The 24,261-nt window shown below is 31.5% G+C and carries 28 protein-coding genes; 17 read left to right on the top strand and 11 right to left on the bottom strand.

Going from position 1 to position 24,261, the window contains the following annotated elements:
- Positions 1-10 precede the first annotated feature (10 nt).
- From DKT72_RS00525 to DKT72_RS00535, 3 genes are all read left to right on the top strand, one after another.
- Complete coding sequence (locus DKT72_RS00525; RefSeq protein ID WP_162623205.1) at positions 11-1,465, top strand: hypothetical protein; 1,455 nt, start codon at positions 11-13, stop codon at positions 1,463-1,465.
- Positions 1,466-1,495: 30 nt separating this feature from the next.
- Entirely contained in the window at positions 1,496-2,182 is a 687-nt protein-coding gene (locus DKT72_RS00530; protein WP_111306763.1) for a peptidoglycan DD-metalloendopeptidase family protein, read from the top strand.
- 164 nt (positions 2,183-2,346) lie between these two features.
- Positions 2,347-2,547: a hypothetical protein gene (locus DKT72_RS00535; protein ID WP_162623206.1), complete on the top strand. Its 201-nt coding sequence runs from the start codon at positions 2,347-2,349 to the stop codon at positions 2,545-2,547.
- Between the two features lie 88 nt (positions 2,548-2,635).
- On the opposite strand, the gene DKT72_RS00540 is transcribed toward DKT72_RS00535, so the two are convergent.
- Both DKT72_RS00540 and DKT72_RS00545 read right to left on the bottom strand, forming a co-directional pair.
- Complete coding sequence (locus DKT72_RS00540) at positions 2,636-3,256, bottom strand: tRNA (guanine-N1)-methyltransferase (protein WP_111306765.1); 621 nt, start codon at positions 3,254-3,256, stop codon at positions 2,636-2,638.
- A gap of 219 nt (positions 3,257-3,475) precedes the next feature.
- Positions 3,476-4,876 carry a trypsin-like peptidase domain-containing protein gene (locus DKT72_RS00545; protein ID WP_111306766.1) on the bottom strand — a complete coding sequence of 467 codons (1,401 nt, stop codon included), beginning with the start codon at positions 4,874-4,876 and terminating at the stop codon, positions 3,476-3,478.
- Positions 4,877-4,998: 122 nt separating this feature from the next.
- Here DKT72_RS00545 and dapF point away from each other — a divergent pair, with 122 nt between their 5' ends.
- The 4 genes from dapF (at position 4,999) to DKT72_RS00565 (ending at position 8,777) form a co-directional block, all read left to right on the top strand.
- Positions 4,999-5,772, top strand: coding sequence for a diaminopimelate epimerase (gene dapF / locus DKT72_RS00550; RefSeq protein ID WP_111306767.1), 774 nt, complete (start codon positions 4,999-5,001; stop codon positions 5,770-5,772).
- Positions 5,769-6,293, top strand: a complete 525-nt coding sequence (locus DKT72_RS00555; RefSeq protein ID WP_111306768.1) for a GNAT family N-acetyltransferase — start codon at positions 5,769-5,771, stop codon at positions 6,291-6,293. Before dapF ends, DKT72_RS00555 begins: the two co-directional genes overlap by 4 nt.
- Positions 6,294-7,337, top strand: a complete 1,044-nt coding sequence (gene mltG, locus DKT72_RS00560; RefSeq protein ID WP_111306769.1) for an endolytic transglycosylase MltG — start codon at positions 6,294-6,296, stop codon at positions 7,335-7,337.
- A 771-nt stretch (positions 7,338-8,108) separates the two neighbouring features.
- Positions 8,109-8,777 carry a peptidoglycan-binding protein LysM gene (locus tag DKT72_RS00565; protein WP_111306770.1) on the top strand — a complete coding sequence of 223 codons (669 nt, stop codon included), beginning with the start codon at positions 8,109-8,111 and terminating at the stop codon, positions 8,775-8,777.
- A gap of 11 nt (positions 8,778-8,788) precedes the next feature.
- On the opposite strand, the gene DKT72_RS00570 is transcribed toward DKT72_RS00565, so the two are convergent.
- The 3 genes from DKT72_RS00570 to dnaA are packed head-to-tail and all read right to left on the bottom strand — an operon-like array spanning position 8,789 to position 11,451.
- Positions 8,789-9,505, bottom strand: coding sequence for an SAM-dependent methyltransferase (locus tag DKT72_RS00570; RefSeq protein ID WP_111306771.1), 717 nt, complete (start codon positions 9,503-9,505; stop codon positions 8,789-8,791).
- Between the two features lie 54 nt (positions 9,506-9,559).
- Positions 9,560-10,012 carry a low molecular weight protein-tyrosine-phosphatase gene (locus DKT72_RS00575; RefSeq protein ID WP_235841572.1) on the bottom strand — a complete coding sequence of 151 codons (453 nt, stop codon included), beginning with the start codon at positions 10,010-10,012 and terminating at the stop codon, positions 9,560-9,562.
- 11 nt (positions 10,013-10,023) lie between these two features.
- Complete coding sequence (gene dnaA / locus DKT72_RS00580; protein ID WP_111306772.1) at positions 10,024-11,451, bottom strand: chromosomal replication initiator protein DnaA; 1,428 nt, start codon at positions 11,449-11,451, stop codon at positions 10,024-10,026.
- Between the two features lie 188 nt (positions 11,452-11,639).
- On the opposite strand from dnaA, the gene DKT72_RS00585 reads away from it, so the two are divergent.
- A complete protein-coding gene (locus DKT72_RS00585; protein ID WP_111306773.1) occupies positions 11,640-12,038 on the top strand; it encodes an acyl-CoA thioesterase in 399 nt (132 codons plus the stop codon).
- 2 nt (positions 12,039-12,040) lie between these two features.
- Here DKT72_RS00585 and DKT72_RS00590 read toward each other — a convergent pair whose 3' ends face one another.
- From DKT72_RS00590 to ribD, 3 genes are read right to left on the bottom strand one after another with little or no spacing between them, the layout of a single operon-like run.
- Positions 12,041-12,649 (bottom strand): IMPACT family protein, encoded by a 609-nt coding sequence (locus DKT72_RS00590; RefSeq protein WP_111306774.1) that lies wholly within the window; start codon positions 12,647-12,649, stop codon positions 12,041-12,043.
- Between the two features lie 4 nt (positions 12,650-12,653).
- Complete coding sequence (locus DKT72_RS00595) at positions 12,654-13,268, bottom strand: HAD family hydrolase (protein WP_111306775.1); 615 nt, start codon at positions 13,266-13,268, stop codon at positions 12,654-12,656.
- Positions 13,261-14,265 carry a bifunctional diaminohydroxyphosphoribosylaminopyrimidine deaminase/5-amino-6-(5-phosphoribosylamino)uracil reductase RibD gene (gene ribD / locus DKT72_RS00600; RefSeq protein ID WP_111306776.1) on the bottom strand — a complete coding sequence of 335 codons (1,005 nt, stop codon included), beginning with the start codon at positions 14,263-14,265 and terminating at the stop codon, positions 13,261-13,263. Before ribD ends, DKT72_RS00595 begins: the two co-directional genes overlap by 8 nt.
- A 22-nt stretch (positions 14,266-14,287) precedes the next feature.
- Between ribD and DKT72_RS00605 the strand changes: the two genes are divergently transcribed.
- From DKT72_RS00605 to DKT72_RS00620, 4 genes are all read left to right on the top strand, one after another.
- Positions 14,288-14,779 (top strand): GNAT family N-acetyltransferase, encoded by a 492-nt coding sequence (locus DKT72_RS00605; protein WP_111306777.1) that lies wholly within the window; start codon positions 14,288-14,290, stop codon positions 14,777-14,779.
- On the top strand, positions 14,776-15,636 hold the full coding sequence (gene prmC, locus DKT72_RS00610) for a peptide chain release factor N(5)-glutamine methyltransferase (RefSeq protein WP_111306778.1): 861 nt from the start codon (positions 14,776-14,778) through the stop codon (positions 15,634-15,636). The genes DKT72_RS00605 and prmC overlap by 4 nt, the downstream gene beginning before the upstream one ends.
- Positions 15,636-17,633 (top strand): NAD-dependent DNA ligase LigA, encoded by a 1,998-nt coding sequence (gene ligA / locus DKT72_RS00615; RefSeq protein ID WP_111306779.1) that lies wholly within the window; start codon positions 15,636-15,638, stop codon positions 17,631-17,633. The genes prmC and ligA overlap by 1 nt, the downstream gene beginning before the upstream one ends.
- A 92-nt stretch (positions 17,634-17,725) precedes the next feature.
- Positions 17,726-18,436, top strand: a complete 711-nt coding sequence (locus tag DKT72_RS00620) for a hypothetical protein (protein WP_111306780.1) — start codon at positions 17,726-17,728, stop codon at positions 18,434-18,436.
- On the opposite strand, the gene DKT72_RS00625 is transcribed toward DKT72_RS00620, so the two are convergent.
- Positions 18,433-18,813 (bottom strand): DoxX family membrane protein, encoded by a 381-nt coding sequence (locus DKT72_RS00625; protein WP_111306781.1) that lies wholly within the window; start codon positions 18,811-18,813, stop codon positions 18,433-18,435. The genes DKT72_RS00620 and DKT72_RS00625 overlap by 4 nt on opposite strands.
- Before the next feature lie 159 nt (positions 18,814-18,972).
- Here DKT72_RS00625 and DKT72_RS00630 point away from each other — a divergent pair, with 159 nt between their 5' ends.
- Positions 18,973-19,734 carry a hypothetical protein gene (locus DKT72_RS00630; RefSeq protein WP_111306782.1) on the top strand — a complete coding sequence of 254 codons (762 nt, stop codon included), beginning with the start codon at positions 18,973-18,975 and terminating at the stop codon, positions 19,732-19,734.
- Here DKT72_RS00630 and DKT72_RS00635 read toward each other — a convergent pair.
- Both DKT72_RS00635 and DKT72_RS00640 read right to left on the bottom strand, forming a co-directional pair.
- Positions 19,731-20,648, bottom strand: a complete 918-nt coding sequence (locus tag DKT72_RS00635; RefSeq protein WP_111306783.1) for a bifunctional metallophosphatase/5'-nucleotidase — start codon at positions 20,646-20,648, stop codon at positions 19,731-19,733. The two genes, DKT72_RS00630 and DKT72_RS00635, sit on opposite strands and share 4 nt — an antisense overlap.
- Positions 20,649-20,660: 12 nt before the next feature.
- Entirely contained in the window at positions 20,661-21,419 is a 759-nt protein-coding gene (locus tag DKT72_RS00640; protein ID WP_111306784.1) for a 5'-nucleotidase C-terminal domain-containing protein, read from the bottom strand.
- 72 nt (positions 21,420-21,491) lie between these two features.
- On the opposite strand from DKT72_RS00640, the gene DKT72_RS00645 reads away from it, so the two are divergent.
- The 4 genes from DKT72_RS00645 (at position 21,492) to DKT72_RS00660 (ending at position 24,256) form a co-directional block, all read left to right on the top strand.
- Positions 21,492-22,016, top strand: a complete 525-nt coding sequence (locus tag DKT72_RS00645; protein WP_111306785.1) for a DUF6913 domain-containing protein — start codon at positions 21,492-21,494, stop codon at positions 22,014-22,016.
- Positions 22,013-22,891: a 4-hydroxy-tetrahydrodipicolinate synthase gene (dapA, locus tag DKT72_RS00650; protein ID WP_111306786.1), complete on the top strand. Its 879-nt coding sequence runs from the start codon at positions 22,013-22,015 to the stop codon at positions 22,889-22,891. The genes DKT72_RS00645 and dapA overlap by 4 nt, the downstream gene beginning before the upstream one ends.
- A 207-nt stretch (positions 22,892-23,098) precedes the next feature.
- Complete coding sequence (locus DKT72_RS00655) at positions 23,099-23,914, top strand: outer membrane protein assembly factor BamD (RefSeq protein ID WP_111306787.1); 816 nt, start codon at positions 23,099-23,101, stop codon at positions 23,912-23,914.
- 12 nt (positions 23,915-23,926) lie between these two features.
- Positions 23,927-24,256, top strand: coding sequence for a DNA-directed RNA polymerase subunit omega (locus DKT72_RS00660; protein WP_100612303.1), 330 nt, complete (start codon positions 23,927-23,929; stop codon positions 24,254-24,256).
- Positions 24,257-24,261 lie beyond the last annotated feature (5 nt).

Consider the following 24,261-nt stretch of genomic DNA (forward strand, 5'->3'; position numbering starts at 1 on the left):
AAATCAAAAAATGAATAGTAAAATAAAAAAACAATTATTATGTATGCTCTGCCTTTTTATAGTTGGCAGCATTATGGCTCAACAAAAATTAACAAAATTATCCCAATCTATTAAAGTTGATAAGGATGTTATTTTAAACTTAAACACCAGCTATTGCAATATTGAATTCGATACTTGGAATAAAAATACTGTTGAGATTGAAGCCTATATTGAGGGTGAAAAACTTTCAAAGGAAGAACTAGAAAAAGCTTTAAAATCATGGGGTGTTAAGGTAGATGCCACATCAAAAGAGATTTCAATAACTACAAAAGGTAATGGAACTTCGGCTGCCTGGAGCTATAATTCTGGCGATTTTACTGGAGATGTTAACGCTATCCTTGATGAGTTAAAATATAATTTGGCTTATTCATCAGAATTACCTGAATTATCAGAATTGCCAGAGATGTCGGAATTACCAGAGATGCCGGAATTACCAGAATTACCAGAAGGCATTTATAACATGCAATTTGATTATGATGCATATAAAAAGGATGGAGATAAGTATATGGAAAAATGGTCTAAAAATTTTGAGTCCAAGTTTGGTGACGATTATGGTAAACAAATGGAAGTTTGGGGCGAAAAATTTGGTCAAGCATGGGGTGAAAAATATGGTAAACAAATGGAGGCCTGGGGTAAACAAATGGAAGCCTGGGGTGAACATAAGACAAAGCAACTGGAAGCTAATGCAGCTAGAATAGAGCATGAAAAAGAAAAGAGAGAAAGTGCTATGTCATTAAGGGCAGCGCAAGAAAATGAGCGTTCAAAAATAGCTGATGAACGTGAAAAATTAGCTAATGAAAGATGGGGTTTTGTTGAGAAAATAATGACCAAAGGCAGTAATTCAAACGTTAAAAAAACTATTAAGATAAAAATACCAAAAGATGCTAAAATTAAGGTTGATGTTAAGCATGGCGAACTTAAATTTGCATCAAATGTTGATAATCTTAAAGCTAATTTATCTTATACCAACTTTATCGCAAATAGCATTAATGGAAGTAAAACTTCCATTAATGCTTCTTATTCACCAGTAAATGTAGCGTATTGGAATTTAGGTGAGCTTAATTTGGATTTTGTAAAAAATGCTGAATTGAAGAATGTCAAACGTTTGGTGTTAACATCAAATTCATCAAATATTAAAATTGAAAATTTATTAGAAAATGCCATTATTGATGGTAGTATAGGTAATTTAAAAATTTTAAATATACATGAGTCATTCACTAATTTAAATGTAACGCTTCAAAATAGTGATGCCCTTATTACGCTTCCTAAAGTAGATTATAATTTTCAGTATAAAGGCACGCGTTCAAAATTGAAGCATCCTAAAAAAACATCTAGCGATGGTGTGTCAACCTTTTCAACCAACAACTCAAATACCAATAAGACAATCGTAGTAAATGCTAAGTACAGCAATGTAATTATGCAATAGTTTTCTATTTTTGAGGAAAGCCTTTTTTATATGTCCTCAAATAACTTTCCAGAATTTTTAAAAAGCATCAGTCCCCAGTCTCTTCCAGTACTTGATGCAGGCATTCCAAAATCTAAATACATTCCAATAGACCTTTCGGTAAATAATACACAACTCAAAAGCGTAGATGTCAGTCAGGTTGATTTATTGCAAGATTATATTCAAAATCAAATAAATGAACAAAATGGGTTGGTAGGATATGGTGGTTATAATGAGGTTAGAAATATTTACAAAAGGAGCCACCATTTTAATAAAAATGAATTTACAGAACGTAATATTCATATTGGTGTTGATCTATGGATTGAAGCAGAAACACTTATTTATTGCCCATTAAATGCCATTGTACACAGTTTTAAAAACAACACTAATTTTGGGGATTATGGCCCCACAATAATTTTACAACATAAAATTAAAGATTTTCAATTTTATACGTTGTATGGACATTTGAGTTTAGCTTCTCTAAAAAATTTAACCATTGGAAAATCTATAAAACGAGGGGAGACTTTTGCATCTTTAGGAAACGAAACTGTAAATGGTAATTACCCACCACATCTGCATTTTCAAGTCATAAAAGACATGCAAGGGTTTGAAGGAGATTATCAAGGTGTCTGTAACAAAAAAGATTTAGAATTTTATTTAGATAATTGTCCAAATCCAGGATTGCTCTTGAGGTTTTAAGTGTCTTGATGAATGTTTCTAACTTAAATGGTAATTGTGTAACATATATTAAAATTGCTGTAATTTAGTTTGTTTAAGTCTAGTGTAAATTGCGGTATATTAATATAAAAACAGATATGATGAAAAATAGAACATTTATAATCGGTAAATTTTTAACTTTTGCAATGTTTCTTTCAGTAGTGTTTTTTTCTGCTACAAGTTGCAGAGATGAAGAGAAAACAAAAACGATTGTTGTTGAAAAAGAAGTAGAAAAACCCCAAGTAAAAGAGGAAACTGATGGAACTTCATTAAGTATAGATGGTGATGGCGTAGAATTCTCTACCAAAAAAGGAGATAAAAAAACGGAAGTTAAAGTAAAAGATTAATTAAAAATTCAGCACGATAGTTATCTTTTTCGGAAATATAATTCGTAAAAAAGCCTGTAATTCACATTACAGGCTTTTTTATGCGACATTATTTAGTGCTTTTAGTCGCTTTTTGTTTGTTTATTTCGTCTTGCAATTGACGTCTTACTTTTTGTTCACGTTCAACAGCGGTTTTTCTATGTTCTTCAAATTCTTCTTCAATATCTGCCAAACTCTTTTTAGCTTCTCGGGTAATGGCATTACTATTTTTAAACTTGTAAATAAACAACCCTAATAAGGCCAATAAGCAAGCAATAATAAACCACATAATCGTTTTGTAGCTGCCTTTGCTCATTTGTATTCCAAACAAGCTTATATTATCTTTTTCGTTTCGAGTAGTTTCTAAATTGGTTTTAGTACTTTCTAAACTTGATTTTAAATCTGATATTTCTTTGGCCTGTGTATTAACAAGAATTTGAGTATCTGCTAGATTCTTATGTATGGCATTTAAGGAATCTATGGTGTGGGCTTTAAGAGTATAAAGCCAAGTTTTTTTTACTACTTTAAAATCTTGGTAGTTGTTAGAGCGTCTTATAACATATTCAAATTGATTGTCTATAGAACCCTCATCTAAAGAGAGTTTGTTGTCTTCGGGGTCATTTTGTGAAAATGCTGTAAAAGAGAAAGTTAAAGAAATAATGGCAACTACAAGATATTTAATACATTTCATTTAAGTAGATTTAAAATGGTTATGTTCGCTTTACGAAGTTAAAAAAATTATGGTTTAAAAGGGATTTTTTTATAAAAAAGCCTCAATTTATATAGGGTTAAGTTATATACGAACAGAAATTTTTATTGGATGTCCATACATTTTATAAATTATGGATTGAAATAAAAAAACAAAACCTCGGAATATTCCGAGGTTTTGTTTTTTACATGTATATGATATTTATCTAAAATTATAACGTTCTTTTTCCCCATTAGAATTCATGAGTTCAATTCTTAAAGGCTCGTAACGGGATTTGTTTTTTAAAGCTTCCTGTACATCATCCACATTGTTTATTTTTGTATCGTTAATAGTTGTTATAATAGAACCTTCTTTAACATTGTTGTTTTTCCAATAATCTTCATATTCTTTGTTGAATTCTACGATTTTAACGCCGCTAGTTGCATTGTATTTCTTTAAATCATCTTTTTTGGCGTTTTTAACCTGTCCAACCAATGGTAAAATAGTTGTTTCATTTCTAGTTAAGGTAACAGGTATGGTTTTTAAATCTCCATCTCTAGAAACTTTAAGGGTTACCACATCATCAACGCGTTTCGCACTAATATGTCCTGTCAAATCAGCAAATTTTGACACTTTGATATTATCAATTTCTTTAATAATATCTCCTTTTTTAATACCTGCTTTTTCTGCACCAGAATCTTCTACTACGCTATTAACATAAATACCTTGAGTATCATTAACGCCAAATTCTTTAGAAGATTCAGTATTTAAAGCTCCACCGCTAATACCAAGAATACCATTTTGTACATTACCATATTCTATAATATCTTCAATCACTCTACGGGCAATGTTACTAGGTACGGCAAAAGAGTAACCTACATAAGAACCGGTTTGTGATGTGATGGCCGTGTTTATGCCTATAAGTTGTCCACGACTATTTACAAGGGCACCACCAGAATTACCTGGATTAACTGCGGCATCTGTTTGAATGAATGACTGTGAACTTGTACCAGATAAATCTCTAGCTTTTGCACTTATAATACCAGCTGTAACGGTAGATGTTAAGTTAAATGGATTTCCAACGGCCAAGACCCATTCCCCAATTTTAACCTCATCGGAATCTGCAAACGTTACAAAAGGTAAATCTTCGTCAGCATCAATTTTTAAAAGAGCAATATCTGTCTTTGGGTCAGAACCTACAATGTCAGCTTTATAGGTTTTGTTATTGTTAAGTGTTACCGATAATTCATCGGCGTCATTTATAACATGGTTATTTGTAATTATATATCCAGCAGCATTAATAATAACCCCTGAACCTGTTCCCATTTGTGCACGAGGTGTTGTTCTTCCAGAAAATAAATCTTGCAATGTCATTTGTCCAGAACTAATAGATACATTTTTCACGTGTACAACTGCATTCACTGCATTTTCGGCCGCTACGGTAAAATCTTGGTTTTCAAAAGCTTTCATGGTACTCGCATTGCTTGTTTGTACAAAAGCTGGGTTGGATTGTTCCGTTGTTACAATAAACTTGTTGTCGTCTTCTAAAAATAATTTATAGGCACCAAGTGTTAATGCGCCACCTAATGCTGAAACCAGTACTAATGATAAAATCTTCTTCATAATTTTCAGTGTTTATTTAAAATAACGATTAAAATTAAAAATTTATTGAATGGAAATTTCAACTTTAACGACTATTTAACAATGGAAAAAACAGTTTAATATTTATATATTTGTCCTCGATTATGCAGCAAATTTTTTATAAATATCAAGGAACAGGGAATGATTTTGTGATGATTGATAATCGTCAAGAAACATTCAACAAAAAAGACACCAAGCACATCGCATTCTTATGCGATAGACGTTTTGGTATAGGGGCAGATGGACTAATTTTGCTTGAAAATCATCCCGATTTAGATTTCAAAATGGTGTATTATAACGCCGATGGTAATGAAAGTAGTATGTGTGGCAATGGTGGACGTTGTTTGGTAGCCTTTGCTAAACACTTAGGTGTAATTACGCAACATGCCGTTTTTGAAGCTATCGATGGTTTACATCATGCCATTATTGATGGCGATATAGTGAGATTGCAAATGCAAGATGTTACTACTATAGAAAAACACTCTAAACATGTTTTTTTAAATACAGGTTCTCCCCACCATGTACAATTTGAAGAACAGATTGAAAATTTTGATATTAAAGAAAAAGGGGCTCAAATTAGATATGGAGAACCATATAACGAAGCGGGCAGCAATGTGAATTTTGTTAAAAAAATAAACGATCAAATTTTTGCTGTAAGAACCTATGAGCGTGGAGTAGAAGATGAAACATTGTCTTGCGGGACTGGTGTTACTGCTGTAGCATTGGCCATGCATGCTCTTAATGAAACGGATAAAAATCTAATAACCTTACAGGTTCAAGGCGGTGAATTACAGGTTAGTTTTGATGTGGATAATGGCGTTTATAAAAATGTTTGGCTTATAGGGCCAGCAACATTTGTTTATAAGGGTGAATTATGATAACATTAAAAGGTAGTGAGATTTATTTAAGAGCTTTAGAACCTGAAGACTTAGAATTTGTGTATGCTCTTGAAAATGATGAATCTGTTTGGGAAATTAGCCATACTCAAACACCGTATTCTAAATTTTTGATAAAACAGTATTTAGAAAATGCCCATCAAGATATTTTTGAAGTTAAACAATTAAGATTGGTTATTTCAAGTTATAACAATGACACTTTAGGTTTGATTGATATTTTCGATTTCGATTTCAAAAATAAAAGGGCTGGTATTGGGATTTTGATTAAAGACGAAAAAGATAGAGATAAAGGTTACGGTAGGGAAGCTTTGCAGTTGCTAATTAATTATAGTTTTTCCCATTTAGGATTGCATCAATTATATTGTAACATTTCCGAAGAAAATAAAGCCAGTATTAAATTATTTACAAATCAAGGTTTTCAAAATATCGGACTTAAAAAAGATTGGAACTACGTTAATCGTTCTTATAAAAATGAATATTTATTTCAGCTTATAAATAATTAAATGTATATAAAAAAAATACTTTTGGCCATTGTATTCATTGGTTTAGCGGTAGTGGCCTATTTTGCTTATTATGTTTATAATGCCATGTTTGTAAGTAATACAAACTTTAATAATGATGTCGCTTATGTGTATGTGCCAACGAATGGAACTTATACCGATGTAAGAGAACAACTGATACCACTTTTAAAAGACATTAATAAGTTCGATGCTTTAGCCGAACAAAAAAAATATATTGCCAATATAAAAGCAGGACGATTTGCTATTAAAAAAGGCATGAATAATAATGATATTATTAATTCTATTAGAAGTGAAAATTTACCGATAAAATTATCTTTTAACAATCAAGAATCACTCGAAAAACTGGCAGGACGCATAAGTGTTCAAATTGAAGCAGATAGTGTGTCTTTACTAAAAGTGATGAAAGATGTGGGTTTTCTAAAAAAAAATAACTTGAGTTTAGCGACAAGTTTAGGCATGTACATCCCTAATAGTTATGAGTTTTTTTGGAATACATCTGCCGAACAATTTAGGGATAGAATGCTCAAGGAATATAATCGTTTTTGGAATGATACCCGTAAAGCCAAAGCCAAAGCGATCCATTTAACCCCAAGTCAGGTAATTGCACTAGCATCGATTGTTCATGAAGAATCTAAAGCGGTAGACGAGCAACCCAGAATTGCTGGTGTTTATATTAATAGGTTGAGAATAGGGATGCCGCTACAGGCAGATCCAACACTTAAATTTGCGGCTTATCAACTCCCAAAATATAAAAATACTGTTATAAAACGAGTTTTAAACATTCATAAAGAAATTGATTCACCCTATAATACTTATAAAAATTTAGGGTTGCCACCAGGGCTCATTGCCATGCCAGATATATCTGCTATTGATGCTGTTTTAAATTGTGAAAAGCATGATTATCTCTATTTTGCAGCCGATGCTAAACGTTTCGGCTACCATAAATTTGCGAAAACATTAGCCCAGCATAATGTAAATGCTAGAGAATATCAAATGTATTTATCTTCTCAAGGTATTAACAAGTAATCAAGTGTATTCGTTTAAAATAAATTTTAATTGCTTTTTGTCTTCTTATCAATCCTATATGAAGGTTTTTTAACTTCAAGTCATAGTTATAAACATAGTTAAATTGAGTTGATATTATATAAGCTTTTCGTGTGTGTTACTTGATGAAGGTTCATAAGCAAGGGGCTTTTCTAGCTTTGGCATTTTTTAAAATGCCACTGACATAGTATGGTATATTTAAGACAAGAATTATTAAGGAATGAACGGTACATCATGCTAAAGGTCTCATTTCATCACGCTACATACATTTTTAAACAAGACAGATAAGCTTGGAGATAACTTTTGGAACAAGTTTTGAAGGGGTGTAGGAACAGACCTAGTAGCTGGATATAAATTTGCATTCTTTTTTAAGGAAATAGAAATGCATAAAAGGCTTGATTTGTCAATAGTTTATGGGGCTGACGGCATGTTTTTATGAGTTAAAGATGTTGACAATCAGTTGTTAACAAGTAATATGTAGAGTCGGTAGTTCTATTTGAGTTTTGATTTAAATTTGAAGAAGACTGAAACAAAATCGTATGTGTTGAAATCCGTATTCGACGTTTTTAACGTAATTAAGGAGCGTTTCAAGCCATACAATTTAGTGAAAATAGGAGTGTATTTCATCTATTCTACTATTAAAAAGGGCACATAAACGAGTAATTTTGAATTAACTATTAAAATGCCTAATTTTGCACCCTCAAATTTTCAGGTATATATTTTAATAATTTATGCTGAAGAAATTTTAAAATTATGAAGAAAAGTATTGCAAGTTATTTGATTTTATCACTTACAATATGTGTTCTATTGTATGTTTCGCTGTCATCAAAAGACACGATTGATTTAAGTAAGTATTCTACAAAAGGCTTAGAGTTGAATTATACGGTAAGCCAAGAGCCAACAAACACTCATGAGAATGATTTAGCTTTTAATGATGCTAACAGATTGTTTTCCCCTTACCTAGGTAAATCTTTCGTTGGTTTTAAAGAAGCTTTGGCTTTTAAAGAATCCAGAGGAGATTATTCTTCGGTTAATACGCTGGGTCATTTAGGGAAATACCAATTTGGGATGGAGACCTTAAAGATGATTGGCATTTATAACCCAGCTCAGTTTTTAAGCAACCCAGAGCTTCAAGAAAAAGCATTTATTGCTAACTCTGAACGGAACAAGTGGATTTTAAGACGCGATATTAAAAATTTTGTTGGAAAAAAAATCAATGGAGTTGTTATTACGGAATCTGGTATTTTGGCAGCCGCTCATTTAGCAGGACCAGGAAGTGTGAAAAATTACTTAAGGAGTTATGGGGTTGAAGACCATGAGGATAGTTATGGAACCTCGGTTAAGTATTACATGAAAAAGTTTTCTGGTTATGACACCTCTTTTTTAAAGCCAAATAAAAAAGCCAAAGCAGCTTCTATTTAGGAAGGTGACTGTTATAATTTATGAATGATGAATATGGTAGGTCTCTTATGGAGGTCTACCTTTTTTTTGCTCCATTCATTCACAGTTAGCGTTTTAATAAATTCTGTTGGTAGCGTAATATCACAAGATACACAAATATTGGTGTTTTTATCTAAAATACTACACAGGTCTTCTAGCATTTTATTGTTTCTGTATGGTGTTTCAATAAAAATTTGGGACTGATTTAATTCAAAAGAGATGCGTTCTAAACGCTTAATCTCTTTTTTTCTTTCATCTTTATCAATGGGTAAATAACCATTAAAAGTAAAGCTCTGTCCGTTCATTCCAGAACTCATTATGGCCATTAAAATAGAAGATGGTCCTACTAGTGGTACTACTTTAATATCTTTTTGATGCGCTAATTTAACAACATCAGCACCTGGGTCGGCAACACCTGGACAGCCCGCTTCAGACATTAATCCTACATTAACCCCATTTAGGCAAGGTTCTAAAAACTTCGGTAATTCGCTATTGTCTGTATATTTGTTTAAAAGATGTATGTCTAATGAGGATTGTAATGTTTCAGGACTAATTTTTTTAATAAAGGCTCTAGCCGTTTTTTCATTCTCAACAATAAAAATATTAGTTTGCTCAATTATTTTCTTTATTGTTAGGGGTAAAACTTCTAAAGGTTCATTGTCTCCTAAGGTCGTGGGGATGAGGTAGAGTTTACCTTTTGAAGAATTCATATATCAGTTTATGTGAATGGTTATTTTTAAAAATATAAATATCGATAAAATAATTTAAATCAATGATTTTGCAATTATAGAGCAAGCTTCATCTAACATTTTGTAAACATTTTCAAAACCATGATCTCCCCCGTAATAAGGATCGGGAACGTTATAATTTTGATTTGGGTAAACATCATTCAAAATAAATTTAACCTTTTCTTTATCTTGCTTGTTTCTTGCTAAAGAGATCACATTATTATAATTAGATTCATCCATAACATATATATAATCGAAAGCATCAAAATCGGCCACACTAAATTGTCTGCCTTTTAAATTAGAAATATCTAATCCGTATTTTCTAGCAACAGCAACCGAGCGTTTATCTGGAGGGCTTCCCATGTGATAATTTGATGTTCCTGCGGAATCTACTATAAATTTGTCTTGTGGAAGTTTGGATTTTAAAATGCCTTCAGCTAATGGTGATCGGCAAATGTTACCTAAGCAAACCATTAAAATTTTAGTCATTTAAAAGAAATTTAAACAGAAAGTTTTTTTGTTATGTCTTCAACATATTTTTTGAATTGCTTATCTGTTGAAGATAAATTATCAACAGTTTTACAAGCATGAAGCACTGTAGCATGGTCACGTTTACCAATTTGAGAACCAATACTTGCTAAGGATGCTTTTGTGAATTTTTTAGCAAAAAACATGGCTAGTTGCCTAGCTTGAACAATATGACGCTTTCTGGTTTTAGATTGCAAGGTGTCTATGTCCATTTGGAAGTAGTCTGATACAATTTTTTGTATATAGTCTATGGAAACCTCACGCTTGGTATTTTTAACAAATTTTTCAACAATTTGTTTGGCCAAATCAATGGTGATTTCTTTTTTGTTGAAAGATGATTGAGCGATTAATGATATAATAGCACCTTCTAGCTCCCTAACATTTGTTTTAATGTTTTTGGCAACATATTCAATAATATCATCTGGCATTTCCACGCCATCACGATATAATTTATTTTTTAGGATAGAAACACGGGTTTCAAAATCAGGGTTTTGCAATTCAGCCGAAAGACCCCATTTAAAACGAGATAATAAGCGTTGCTCAATATCCTGCATATCAACCGGTGCCTTGTCACTGGTTAAAATAACCTGTTTGCCATTTTGATGCAAGTGGTTGAATATATGGAAGAACACATCTTGAGTTCCAGACTTTCCAGACAGGAATTGAACATCGTCAATAATCAGTACATCAATAATTTGATAAAAATGAATAAAGTCGTTTCTGTTGTTCTTTTTTACCGAATCTATATATTGTTGTGTGAATTTTTCCGCTGAAATATATAAAACGGTTTTTTCTGGATATTTATCTTTAATATCAACACCAATAGCATGTGCTAAATGCGTTTTACCTAGACCAACGCCACCAAATATTAATAATGGATTGAAGGAGGTGCCCCCTGGTTTTGCGGCAACCGCTAACCCAGCACTTCTTGCCAAACGATTCGAGTCGCCTTCAAGAAAATTCTCAAAACTATAATTAGGGTTTAATTGCGATTCAATTTTTACATTTCTAATGCCTGGAATCACAAATGGATTGCGTAATTCTGGGTTTTTATTTTGAAGTGGAATATCAACTTCTTGAGATTTCATGCCAGTTCTATTGGAACTTGGGATTTTTTCGGTGAAAGGATGCTTGTTGCCATAGGTGTTTTCCATTTTTATAATGTAAACAAGTTTTGCTTTTTCTCCCAACTCTTTAGTTAACGATACTTTAAGGATCTTTACATAATGTTCTTCAAGCCATTCGTAAAAGAATTTACTGGGTACTTGAATGCTTAAAGCATTATCTGTAAGCTTAATGGCAATGATAGGTTCAAACCAAGTTTTATACGCTTGCGGTTGTATATTATCTTTTATGAATTCAAGACAGTTATTCCATACCGATTGCGCAGTTACACTCATTTTTATAATTATGGTTTGTTTGTTAGTTAGTTACCAAAGAGATGTGAATATCTCTTTTCCCCTTTAATTGTTTGGCAAATATGTGAACAAAATTCTTAAAAAAAAAATGAAATGGTATAGAATTTTCGGAATTTTTTTCCCATGTTTAACCTCTAGCCGAAACTACAAAAAATTATTTAATAAACCTTATGAAATTCGACAAAATACAAATAAGAGTGAGATATGGTGAAACCGACCAAATGGGAGTTGTTTATCACGGAAACTACGCATTATACCTTGAAATGGGGCGTATTGAGTGGTTACGCAAGCTGGGGATTTCTTATAAAAGCATGGAAGAAAATGGCATCATGTTGCCTGTAGTTTCCCTTAATATAAATTATAAAAAATCAGCGGGTTATGATGATGTAATTAATGTAAAAACACAACTCAAAAATAAGCCCACAGCGAAGATTGAATTTGACTATGAAATCACCAATGAAAAAGGAGACATTTTAACAACTGCTAGTACCATTTTGGTATTTATTGATAAAAATACGAATAGACCCATTAAAGCGCCACAATATATATTGGATGCCTTGGATGATTAATTTTATATAGGTGTTATTTTAATTTCAAAAAGAGTGTCAAATATGTCAAAAATGTATTGGGCATCTTTTTTTCTTACTGAAATATAAATGTCACAATTCAATTCTAATTTTTGATTGGTAATATTAATGTTGTTCTCTTTTATAATACGCATAACTTTATTCATGTTCTTATAATCGAATGTGATACAATACTCAATATTTATCGTTTTTTCAACTATTTGAGAGGCTTCTAGAGTTTGCTGGGCGGTTGTTTTGTATGCTTGTATTAAGCCGCCAACGCCCAATTTAACGCCGCCGAAATAACGAACTATAACAATCAAGATGTTAGTAACATCAAAAGACTGAATTTGACCATAAATAGGCATGCCCGCAGAATTGTTAGGCTCGCCGTCATCATTAGCACGAAAAATTAAAGTCTCAGTCCCTAATTGGTATGCATAGCACCAATGTCTCGCTGCATGATGTTTCTTTTTTAATAATTCAATATGGGTTTTAATATCATCTTCATTTAGAACAGGAAAAGCATAGCCGTAAAATTTACTGTTTTTGTCTTTAAACAAAACATCTTCGGTGCTAGTTTCAATAGTTTTGTATGTATCTTTTTCCGCCAAAAAATTAAATGAATAGATTGTTTTTTACTTTAAAAAGAGTAGTAATGTCTTCAGTTTTAGGATTAATATGCCACGTATTAATATTTAAAGAATTGGCAGTTTTAATGTTGTCTTTATTATCGTCAATAAATAAACATTCTTTGGCATTTAAGTTATTTGTATGCAAAACAAACTCAAAAATATCTTTATTTGGTTTTCTTAAATGAATCTCATGAGATAAGTAGAAAGCATCAAAGCAATTTTTAAAAGTTTCATAAAAAGTAATATGCTTTTTTATCCAATCAATATGAAGTTCGTTGGTATTGCTCAAAAGAATCAATTTATATTTTGAAGTGTTCTTTAATTCATTTAAAAATTCAAGTCTATGTTTTGGAAAATCTCTCAGTATGAAATTCCAAATGTTAATAAGTGCTTCTTTGGGAAATTCAGGAAAGTTTTCACTGTAAAATTCTAAAAATTCATCAGTTGAAATTAAGCCTTGTTCATAAAGACTGTTAAAAGCTAACATCTCTTCAGAGAAAGAAGCGATTTTAAAATGGTTAAAGGCATTTTGTGTGAAACCTTCAATATCCAAATCGATAAATACATCGCCAAAATCGAAAATAATAGTTTTAATCATTTCTGTAAATGTTAAGAATATCACCCATGATACATTCTTTAGAAGTTAATTTGCCATTTAAATGTGGAGCTTCAATACCTTTATTAAAAGAAATACTTCCTATGAAGATTCTGGCTTCATCCCATAAATCTTCATCTAAGAAAGTTTGAAGCATCTGTCTGCCACCTTCTATAATTACTGAGTTTATATCACTTTGAAATAAAATATTACAAATTTTATTAGCGACTTGTTTTGAGAAATCCAAGTCGTTTTTTGAAATGAGAATTATTTGAGCTTCTTCGTTAAAAACTGCCAGCTTTTTAGATAGTTTTACATCTTTATCCAAAACAATTCTGATTGGATTTTGTCCTGTCCAATCTCGAACAGTTAAGCTCGGATTATCTTGTAAGACCGTATTGGTACCTACTAAAATGGCTTGTTCTTCGGCACGCCATTTATGGGTTAATTGTCTGGAATAGTCGTTGCTAATCCAAACTGGTTTTTGTTCATTTTTGGTTTCTGGCGCCATAAAACCATCCGAGCTTTCTGCCCATTTTAAAATGATATAAGGACGTTTTTTGTTGTGGAATGTAAAGAATCGTTTGTGATGTTCTCTACATTCAGCTTCTAAAATACCTACAGTGACGTTGCAACCAGAATTTTTAAGTTTTTCAATGCCTTTTCCAGCTACTTTAATATTATCATCCATACATCCAATAACCACATTGGGGATGTTATGTTCAACAATTAGGTCGCTACAAGGTGGTGTTTTTCCAAAATGGGAGCAAGGCTCTAAAGTCACATATAAGGTCGATTCTTTTAATAAATGTTTATCAACAACGGCATTTATGGCATTGACTTCGGCATGATTGCCACCATAAGAGCTGGTAAAACCTTCGCCAATAATGGTGTGATTATGAACAATAACACTGCCCACCATAGGATTGGGGCGAGTGCTTCCTAAACCATTTTTGGCGATTTCAATACAACGATTTATATATTTTTCATGTATATTCACAGCACAAAAATAAGATTAATTAATGGGTATAAACAATATCGTTATAAGAGAAATTCAACCCAAGGATAACAAGCAAATAGAAGCTATTATTAGAGCCTGTTTCCATGAATTTAAAATTCCTTTGGAAGGCACAGCCTATGCAGATGTTGAAACGACTCGCATGTATGAATCTTATCAAAATGACAATGATGTGTATTTTGTTATTGAAGGCGATGGTAAAGTTTTAGGTGGCGGAGGTGTGAAACCTTTAAAAGATTTTGAAACTGACATTTGTGAAATACAAAAAATGTATTTTTCACCAGAAATAAGAGGAAAAGGTTATGGTAAATTATTATTTGAAAGATGTTTACAAGCAGCAAAAGATTTAGGTTATAAACAAAGCTATATAGAATCTGCACCACAACTTAAAGCCGCCATTCACATATATGAAGGTTATGGGTTTAAACATTTGAAAGGTGGATTGGGAAGCACAGGACATTATTCTTGTGGTGTTTGGATGATAAAAGCGTTATGAAACTGAAAGCTATTCAATATATATACCATCAAGAATTAGATGCCATTTATGATCCAAATGAAGTGGACAGTTTCTTTTTCATTTTGGCTGAATCCTTTTATAATATCACTAGAATCAAATTAGCTATGAATCCAGAGCTAGCTATTGATGATATGGAAAAAATTCTTAATGGATTGGAGCGTTTAAAAAATGAAGAGCCTATTCAGTACATCATAGGTGACACCGAGTTTTTTGGATTGCCTTTTAAAGTGAACCAAAACGTTTTGATACCAAGACCAGAAACTGAAGAATTGGTAGATTGGGTACTAAACCACCAACCACCAACCACCAATCACCAACTAACGATATTGGATATTGGAACTGGGAGTGGTTGTATTGCTATTTCGTTAGCTAAACATATGCAGAAAGCAAAGGTGTATGCTTTAGATGTTAGCAGTGAGGCATTAAATGTTGCTAAGCTAAATGCGAAATTAAATGAAGCTGAAGTCGGATTTATGGAAGTTGATATTTTGAAGATTGAAGAGAGAAAAGGGGTGACTGATTTTAAATTCGATATTATTGTTTCCAATCCGCCCTATGTTAGGGAAAAAGAAAAAGAACAAATGAAAGCCAATGTTTTAAATAACGAACCTCATTTGGCGTTATTTGTAGAAGATGAGGATCCGTTGCAATTTTATAAAGCTATCACAAAGTTCGCTGTTAATAATTTGACTGATAATGGGTTGCTTTTTTTTGAAATTAATGAATATCTTGGCGGCGACATGGTACAATTATTGAAAGACCATAACTTTATGAATATTGAATTAAAACAAGATATTTTTAAAAAGGATAGAATGATTAAAGGGCAAATAGCATGATGAATAGTATTCAAGAACATATATTAAAGCTTAGGGATGAACTAAACGAGCATAATTATAATTATTATGTATTGGACAATCCGACGATTTCAGATTTAGAATTTGATTTGAAGCTAAAAGAACTTCAAGAACTTGAAAATCAACATCCAGAATTTTTTGATATCCATTCGCCAACACAACGTGTAGGAGGGGAAATCACTAAAAATTTTGAGACTATTCCTCATGAGTACCGTATGTATTCATTAGACAATTCCTATTCTAAAGAAGATTTATTCGATTGGGAAAGTCGGTTAAAAAAGATGATTGATGGTGATATTCAGTATGTGTGTGAATTAAAATACGACGGTGCTTCCATTAGTTTAACTTATGAAAATGGTCTATTGGTTAAAGCCGTTACGAGAGGTGATGGTTTTCAGGGAGATAATATCACGGCCAATGTGAAAACCATTAAATCGGTTCCTTTAAGATTAAAAGGTGATTATCCTCCCAAGTTTGACATTCGTGGCGAAATTATTTTACCAATTGATGGTTTTAATAAAATGAATGAAGAACGTATTGAAATTGGTGAAGAGCCGTATAGAAATCCAAGAAATACAGCTTCGGGAAGTTTAAAATTGCAAGATAGTGCAGAAGTTGCAAAACGTCCATTGGAATGTTTGCTTTATAATTTAACCGGAACTAATTTAGGAGTTCATTCGCAGTTTGAAGGGTTAACAAAAGCTAGAGCGTGGGGATTTAAAGTTCCTATGGCATCCAAGTTGGTATCTTCAATGGATGAGGTTTTGGAATTCATTTCATATTGGGATGTGCATCGCCATAATTTGCCTTACGAAACCGACGGTGTGGTTATTAAGGTTGATAATTTAGACCAACAAGAAGAATTGGGCTATACCGCTAAATCTCCCCGGTGGGCGATAGCTTATAAGTTTAAAGCAGAACGGGTGTCAACAAGGCTGAACAGTATTTCATATCAAGTGGGGCGTACTGGAGCAATTACACCCGTTGCTAATTTAGAACCCGTTGAGTTGGCAGGAACCATTGTGAAACGGGCCTCTTTGCATAATGCCGATCAAATTGAAAAGTTGGATATTAGGGTAGGTGATGAGGTGTTTGTTGAAAAAGGTGGCGAGATTATTCCAAAGATAATAGCCGTAGATTTGAATTTACGTCCTTCACATTCTCAACCAACACAATATATTTCTAATTGTCCTGAATGTGGTACTCTATTGGTAAGACAAGAAGGCGAAGCGCAACATTATTGTCCTAATTATAATGGTTGTAAGCCTCAGATTATTGGACGTATTCAGCATTACATTTCCAGGAAAGCCATGGATATTGAAGGGTTGGGTGGAGAAACCGTGGCACTTCTTGTAAATAATGGCTTAATTAGTGACTATTCAGATTTATATGAATTAACCAAAGAACAGATTATTCCTTTGGAACGCATGGCTGAAAAAAGTGCCGACAATTTAATTTATGGGATCAAACAATCAAAAAATATTCCATTTGAAAGGGTTGTGTATGCTTTAGGAATTCGTTATGTAGGAGAAACGGTCGCCAAAAAATTAGCAAAACATTATAAGAATATAGTTGCGATTGCTCATGCTTCGGTAACAGATTTAGTAAATGTAGATGAAATAGGAATCAAAATAGCAGAGAGTGTCGTTGAGTTTTTTAATTCAGAAAAAAACAAGTTTATCATAGAGCGTTTGAAACAATTTGGTGTTCAATTAGAAATGTCTGCAGAACAACTAATGGGGCAAACAAATATTCTTCAAGGTCAGAGTATCGTCATATCAGGTGTTTTTGAAAGATTTTCGCGCGATGAGCTCAAAAAACTTATTGAAGACAATGGGGGTAAGGTAAGTAGTTCCATTTCATCAAAAACAAGCTTTATTGTAGCAGGAGAAAATATGGGGCCAAGTAAAAAGAAAAAAGCAGAAGATTTAAATATTCTATTGATAAATGAAAGTGAATTTCTTCAAAAAATAAAATAAAAAGTAATCATTTTATCGATAAAATGTATTTTTTTATCGTTTAATTGTAAAAATAATGTTTATATTTGCAAAGTAACAATTTTATGTCTCTCATGAACAAGTTTAAAATCTTGGTTGGTTTACTGTTATTGATTTATGTACTTTTTGCTATTTTTGAATTTAGGGGAAATGATTTAATAGCTTTTTATTTAAGATCTTTGATTTTTCCTTTTTTTGCTTTAATGTATTTTGTTACTGTTAGAGAAAGGTCGATCTTTTTTAATTTGTTTTTAATTTTTTATTCTATATCAGAGCTTTTAGCTTTAATTTCAGATAAATTAAGTAGTGATGTAGATTATTTTTTAGGTAACTCATTATACATTTTTGCTTATTTAATGCTGCTTATTAATATTTGTAAATCGATTAGTTTGATTCATCTTCTTAAAAATTTCAAAATGCATTTAGTCGTCTTAACTGCTTTAAATGTTTACATTGTTTATGTTTTGCAGCACATTATAGATCCTCATGTGGAATTAAACTATGAATATTTTGTTGAGATGTTTTATAATATTATTGTATTGTTATTATTGTCTAGTTCTCTTTTAAATTATTTTTATAGAGATAACAAAAAGTCTTTATATTTATTTGTAGGTTCTTTATGCATAGTGTTTTCTGAAGTAATAAGTGTAGCTTATCTGTATGTTACAAAGCAAAATCTATTGAATTTTTTAGCTGTTTCCCTCTCTCTATTAGCTTTTTATTTCTTTTACCAACAGTCTAAGCTTAAGGATGAAGAGCGAATAAATCACATGATGATTAATTAATTTCTTTTTAAAAAAGGGACTGTTTTTCTATATAAATAAAGAATAATTGCGGCAAGTATAAAAGTTAATATGGCTGTATAGAATAAAATGCCTCTGTCTCCATTTATTTCAATGCCCAATCTTGTTAAATGCATAAATATAGCACTGACAATAATTCCTAAAGTCAATACTGTTCCAAGCCATATTGTTTTTGGAATGAATAAAAAAATGCCAGCTATAAGTTCTATAGCTCCAATAACAATTCTTCCTACTGGTTCTAAGCCAGCTTTAGTAAAAATGTAAACACTATCAGGATGTGCGGTAAATTTAAAACGTAATGTTTGAATTAGAATAACGGCAACAATAATTCTTAGGATGAGAGGTAGGTGCTTTTTCATAGATGTATTTTAATTGTTAGACGAATAATTGGTCATGACTTATCGCTAGTTCGTTTCGCTAATCACTAATTAAATTGAAATTTAACAATATAATCGATGAAATGCTTGTTTTTATCGATGTAATTTATTACATTTGTAGCCCCTACTTATAAATCAACCATGAAAAATATATTTAAAATAAGTTATAATGCTGTGTTTTTTTTAGCACTATTGTCTTTATTAACTGTGAATTTTTATACAGCGTACAGTGAAGATGCTTTGTTTTTAAATACGTTTAAAGCCATATTGATTCCATGTTTTTTAATAGTTTTCTTTATTAAGAATAAAAGATTGAATTTAGCTTTTGCTGCTTTTTTGATGTTTTCTTTTTTTGGAGACTTTTCGACTTTATTCTTACTAAATGATTCTAATACTAATACTTCAAATATTATGTACCTGTTTGGATATTTAGTGTTGATTGTTATATCTATTTCTAAGTTTAAACTTGCGGATGTTGATAAGGTAGTTGGTTTTTACTTGCTGGGAATTTTATTAATAAATGGTTATTTTTTATGCACCTTATGTGGTATTTTAAAAGCTGTAATAGTAGACAGTACAGAAATGGTTTTGTTTGGAGCTAAAAGTATGGCATTAATATTTTTAGTATTTATTTCTTTTGCAGTATATCTTGGTAAACAAACAAAAGCATCCATTCTTTTTTTAATAATGTCTATATGTTTTGCTTTCTCTGATATTTTAAATTACGTAGTTCACTATTATATTTATAATTGGAGTATTTTGATGATTGATAGATTGCTATATGTCACAGGTCTGTTCTTTGCTTTCAAGTATGTGATTGAAACTAACAACACGGAAAGAGAAACATATATCAGAAGAAATGTAAGAGAAGAGGCTTATTCTGGAGATAATATTATGGCTTAAATAACGATGGAGGTTCCATTAGCTGTTTTATTTTTTTCAGAATCAAAATAAAAATCAATCCTGCCTAAATTGATACCATAACAGCCTACTTGGTTTACGAGCATATTTTTGCCTTCTATATTGCTAACGATAGCTGGTTTAGATAAAAAAGTATGTGTATGACCGCCAATAATTAAATCAATATCTTTTGTTGCAGCAGCTAATTTTAAATCACTTATTTTATTGGGATTGTCTTTGTAATCATAGCCTAAATGAGATAGGCAAACAATTAAATCACAGGACTCATTTTCTTTTAAAATTCGACTCATTTCTTGTGCTGTTTCCAAAGGGTTCAGATATTTGGTTTCTTTATACATGTTCTTGTCTACTAATCCATCTAATTCAATCCCTAAACCAAAAACGCCTATTTTAATATTGTCTTTTTTAAACACTCGATAAGGCTTGGTGTGTGTGTCCATAATTGTATTTGAAAAATCATAATTTGAACATATAAAATCAAATTTAGCATGTGGCAATTGTGCATATAGGCCATCTATGCCATTGTCAAAATCATGATTGCCAATGGTTGATGCGTCGTATTTCAGCATACTCATTAGCTTAAATTCTAGTTCTCCTCCATAATAATTAAAGTAAGGGGTTCCTTGAAAAATATCGCCAGCATCTAATAATAAGGTATTTGGATTTTCATGTCTAATAGACTCTATCAGACTGGCTCTTCTAGCAACACCGCCTTTATTAGCATTTCTGCCATCTTCTGGGCCAAAAACGTCTATATGGCTATGTACATCATTCGTGTGTAAAATGGTGATTTTAGAAGTCTTTGGAGCAGTTGAAAACGATTGCAAACCCAAACCGCCAAGTGTCAATAAACCAGTTGCTACGGATGTTTTTTGTAAAAAATCTCTACGTTTCATGTTGTGAAATCTTTATTTTATTTGAATGAATCTGTCATCAATAACAGGTTTTATGGTGTCTACTTTTTTAAAGTTATCTATCAAAGCATTTCTGATTTTATAATTTAAGTTGTAAACACTATCATTTGGTTTAAAGAAATTCATGTTATCACCTCCATTAAACAAATAATCGTTGGTAGCTACATAATAGGTTTTGTTGTTTTCAATGGCTTTTCTGTTTATGGTGGCTTCAACAATATTGAAATCTTTATTGATAACTAATTTTAATTTTGATATTGGATGCGCTTTTTTAGATTTGCTTAAATAGTCAACCAGACTATCCAATTGACTTCCTTTCATTTCAACTACTAATAGTGTGTTTTCAAAAGGCATCAATTCAAAAGCAGTTCGGGTAGTGATATTTCCTTTTGAGATGATGGAGCGAATACCTCCATGGTTTAACAAAACCATATCTATATTTTTACCTGTTCGGCTTTTAAAAATGGGGTTGGCTTCATCATAAACAGCATCAGCCATAAAGTTGCCGATAGCCGTATTAAATTCGCCATCAGATTTTGTGTAAGTATCTGCTGAATAGGCTAAAACGCTATCTAAATCTTTTTGTATGTGTGCTCTATAAGGTTTTATAAATGCTTCAATGTCACTTTTAACAGGTAAGCTATCCGAAATAGAAATTTGTTTTCCTTCTATTTTTTCTAAATATAAATGAGATTCCTTACATCCGAAAACCAATAATAAAAACAAATAAAAAAAAAGAGGTTTAAAATTCATAACAGATACTTGTGAAATTTTGCTAATATTTTGAATCTACTTTTGTTACCTTTGCGCAAAGTATAAAGATAAATGTTTTTAAGGGTTTTTAAAGTAAATTCAAATAAAAAGTATTTAAATAAAATGTTATCCAAACGTTATGTGAACGTTGATGATAGTAAGATTGAAAGCTTGGGTGTGGTTTTTAATATGGACGAAATTGAAAATTTTGGGTTGTTTAAAAATTTAGCCGAAAAAATAAAAGTACACCCCAATAATTTTAAGGTGATAGGATTTACTAAAGATAAAAAAACCAATTTAAATACTTGGGACTTATGTTTTAATGAAGATGACTTTGGATGGAAAGGAGAGATTAAAAATGTGGAATTGCAAGCTTTTCTAGATAAAAAATTCGATGTTTTAATTAGTTATTATTTGGCAGAAGATTTAGAATTAAAATTGATGACAGCCCTATCTAAAGCTCATTTTAAAGTGGGGATTTTGCAGAATGACCCTAGGTTAAATGATTTAATTATTAACACCAATTTAAAAGAATTTGATGTATTTGAAAATGAGGTTTTTAAATACCTAACTATATTAAATAAAATTAAAAAATGAATAGTAAGTTTCTAGGAACTGGAGTTGCTTTGGTTACACCGTTTAAATCAGATTTAAGTGTAGATCATGAGGCGTTAACAAACATCGTTAACTTCAATATAGATAATGGAATAGATTATCTTGTTATTTGTGGTACAACTGCAGAAAGTGTAACCATTACAAAGCAAGAGAAAAAAGATATAATAGAAACTATTTCTAAAGCTAATAAAGGGCGCGTACCAATGGTTTTGGGTATTGGTGGGAATAATACCCTGCAAGTTATTGAAGAAATAAAAACAACCAATTTAAGTGGAATCGATGCCATCTTATCGGTATCTCCTTACTATACAAAACCAACACAAGAAGGCGTTTATCAACATTTCAAGGCTGTTTCTGAAGCGTCTCCTATTCCTGTTATTTTATATAACGTGCCTGGTCGCACATCAAAGAATATGGAGCCAGAGACTACTTTAAGATTGGCCAAAGATTTTAAAAATATTATAGGAGTTAAAGAGGCCGGGAATAATATTGTTCAATATTATAAACTATTAAAAGATAAGCCAGAAGATTTTTTAATTATTTCGGGAGATGATGATTTAGCCCTTGGAGTTGTTTTGGCTGGTGGTGCTGGTGTTATTTCTGTAATAGGTCAAGGATTTCCAAAGGATTTTTCAAATATGATTCGTTTAGGATTAAAAGGCGAGTCTAAAGAAGCTTTTAAACTTCATTATAAATTAATAGATGTTATTGGCTATATTTTTGAGGAAAATAATCCCGCAGGTATTAAAGCTGTTTTTGAAGCTTTAAATTTATGTCAAGATACGGTTAGGTTGCCTTTGGTTCCAGCATCTGATAATTTGAAGGCCAAAATTTTAGATTTTGTAAATCAATATTAGTGTTAAATATAACTTAAACCTTATTGTTACTGTATTTTAGAGGCTATTTTAGTAAAAAAATTATATTTTTAAAATCCATTATAATAACTTAATTTTGCCTCCTGTTTAAAATTTATGAAATGAGCCTAGTTGATGTTTTTGATAATAAAACTTTAATGTTAATTAAGCGAATTATATCTGACAGATAAGAAGCGAGAAGACAAACTGATGAAACATTTTCTTTATATAGTACTATTACTTTCCGTATTAAGCTCTTGTAGCGAGTATCAAAAGGCTTTAAAGTCTGAAGATATAGCAACAAAGTTTAAATTGGGAGATTCTCTTTTTAACCAAGGTAAATATGAAAAGGCTAATAAGCTTTTTGCTCAAATTGTACCAAGTTATAAAGGAAAACCACAGGCTGAAAAATTGATGTATCAATATTCCATTTCTTTTTATAAATTGAAAGAGTATTATACGGCTGGTTATCAATTGGAACGCTTTGTAGCTAGCTATCCTAAAAGTGAAAAAGTAGAAGAAGCCGCTTTTTTAAGTGCCAAAAGTTATTATATGTTATCTCCGATATTTTCTAAAGATCAAAAAGAAACGGTAGATGCTATTGAAAAATTACAGAATTTCCTCAATTTATATCCGGAGTCTGAATATGCGACCGAAGCCAATCAGCTTTTTAAAGAATTGGATTTTAAATTAGAGAAAAAAGCATTTGAAATAGCTAAGCAGTATGCTTTAATTGCACCTGGTTATACTAAAGATTTTAATGCCGCTATAAAATCTTTTGATAATTTTGTTTTTCAATTTCCAGGATCCAAACTAAGAGAGGATGCTTTATTTTATAAGTTTGACGCTGCTTATCAACAAGCCATGAATAGTGTGGAGTATAAAAAAGAATTCCGGTTAAAACAAGCTAAAGAGTATTATACGTCCTTTAAAAAAATATATTCAGATTCAAAATACATTCAAGATGCCGATAAAATGGCATTTATGTTAGAAGAAGAATTAAAAAATTACAGCAATAAAAGTTAAATAACAATAACAATGGATTTAAAAAGAACTAACGCTCCAGTTAACACTATAACTTACGATAGAAATCAAATTGATGAGCCAACAGAGAATATCTACGAATCAATTTCTATCATTGCAAGACGTGCTGAGCAAATTAATACAGAGATTAAAAGAGAATTAATTGATAAGTTGGAAGAATTTGCAACCTACAATGACAGTCTTGAAGAAATCTTTGAAAACAAAGAACAAATCGAGGTTTCTAAATTTTACGAAAAATTACCCAAACCTCATGCATTAGCTGTTCAAGAATGGTTAACAGACAAAATTTATTTTAGAAATACTGAGGACGATTCTCAGGAATAATTTTT

Origin of the sequence: Confluentibacter sediminis (assembly GCF_003258355.1) — a bacterium.
In the GTDB taxonomy this organism is placed as follows: Bacteria; Bacteroidota; Bacteroidia; order Flavobacteriales; family Flavobacteriaceae; genus Confluentibacter; species Confluentibacter sediminis.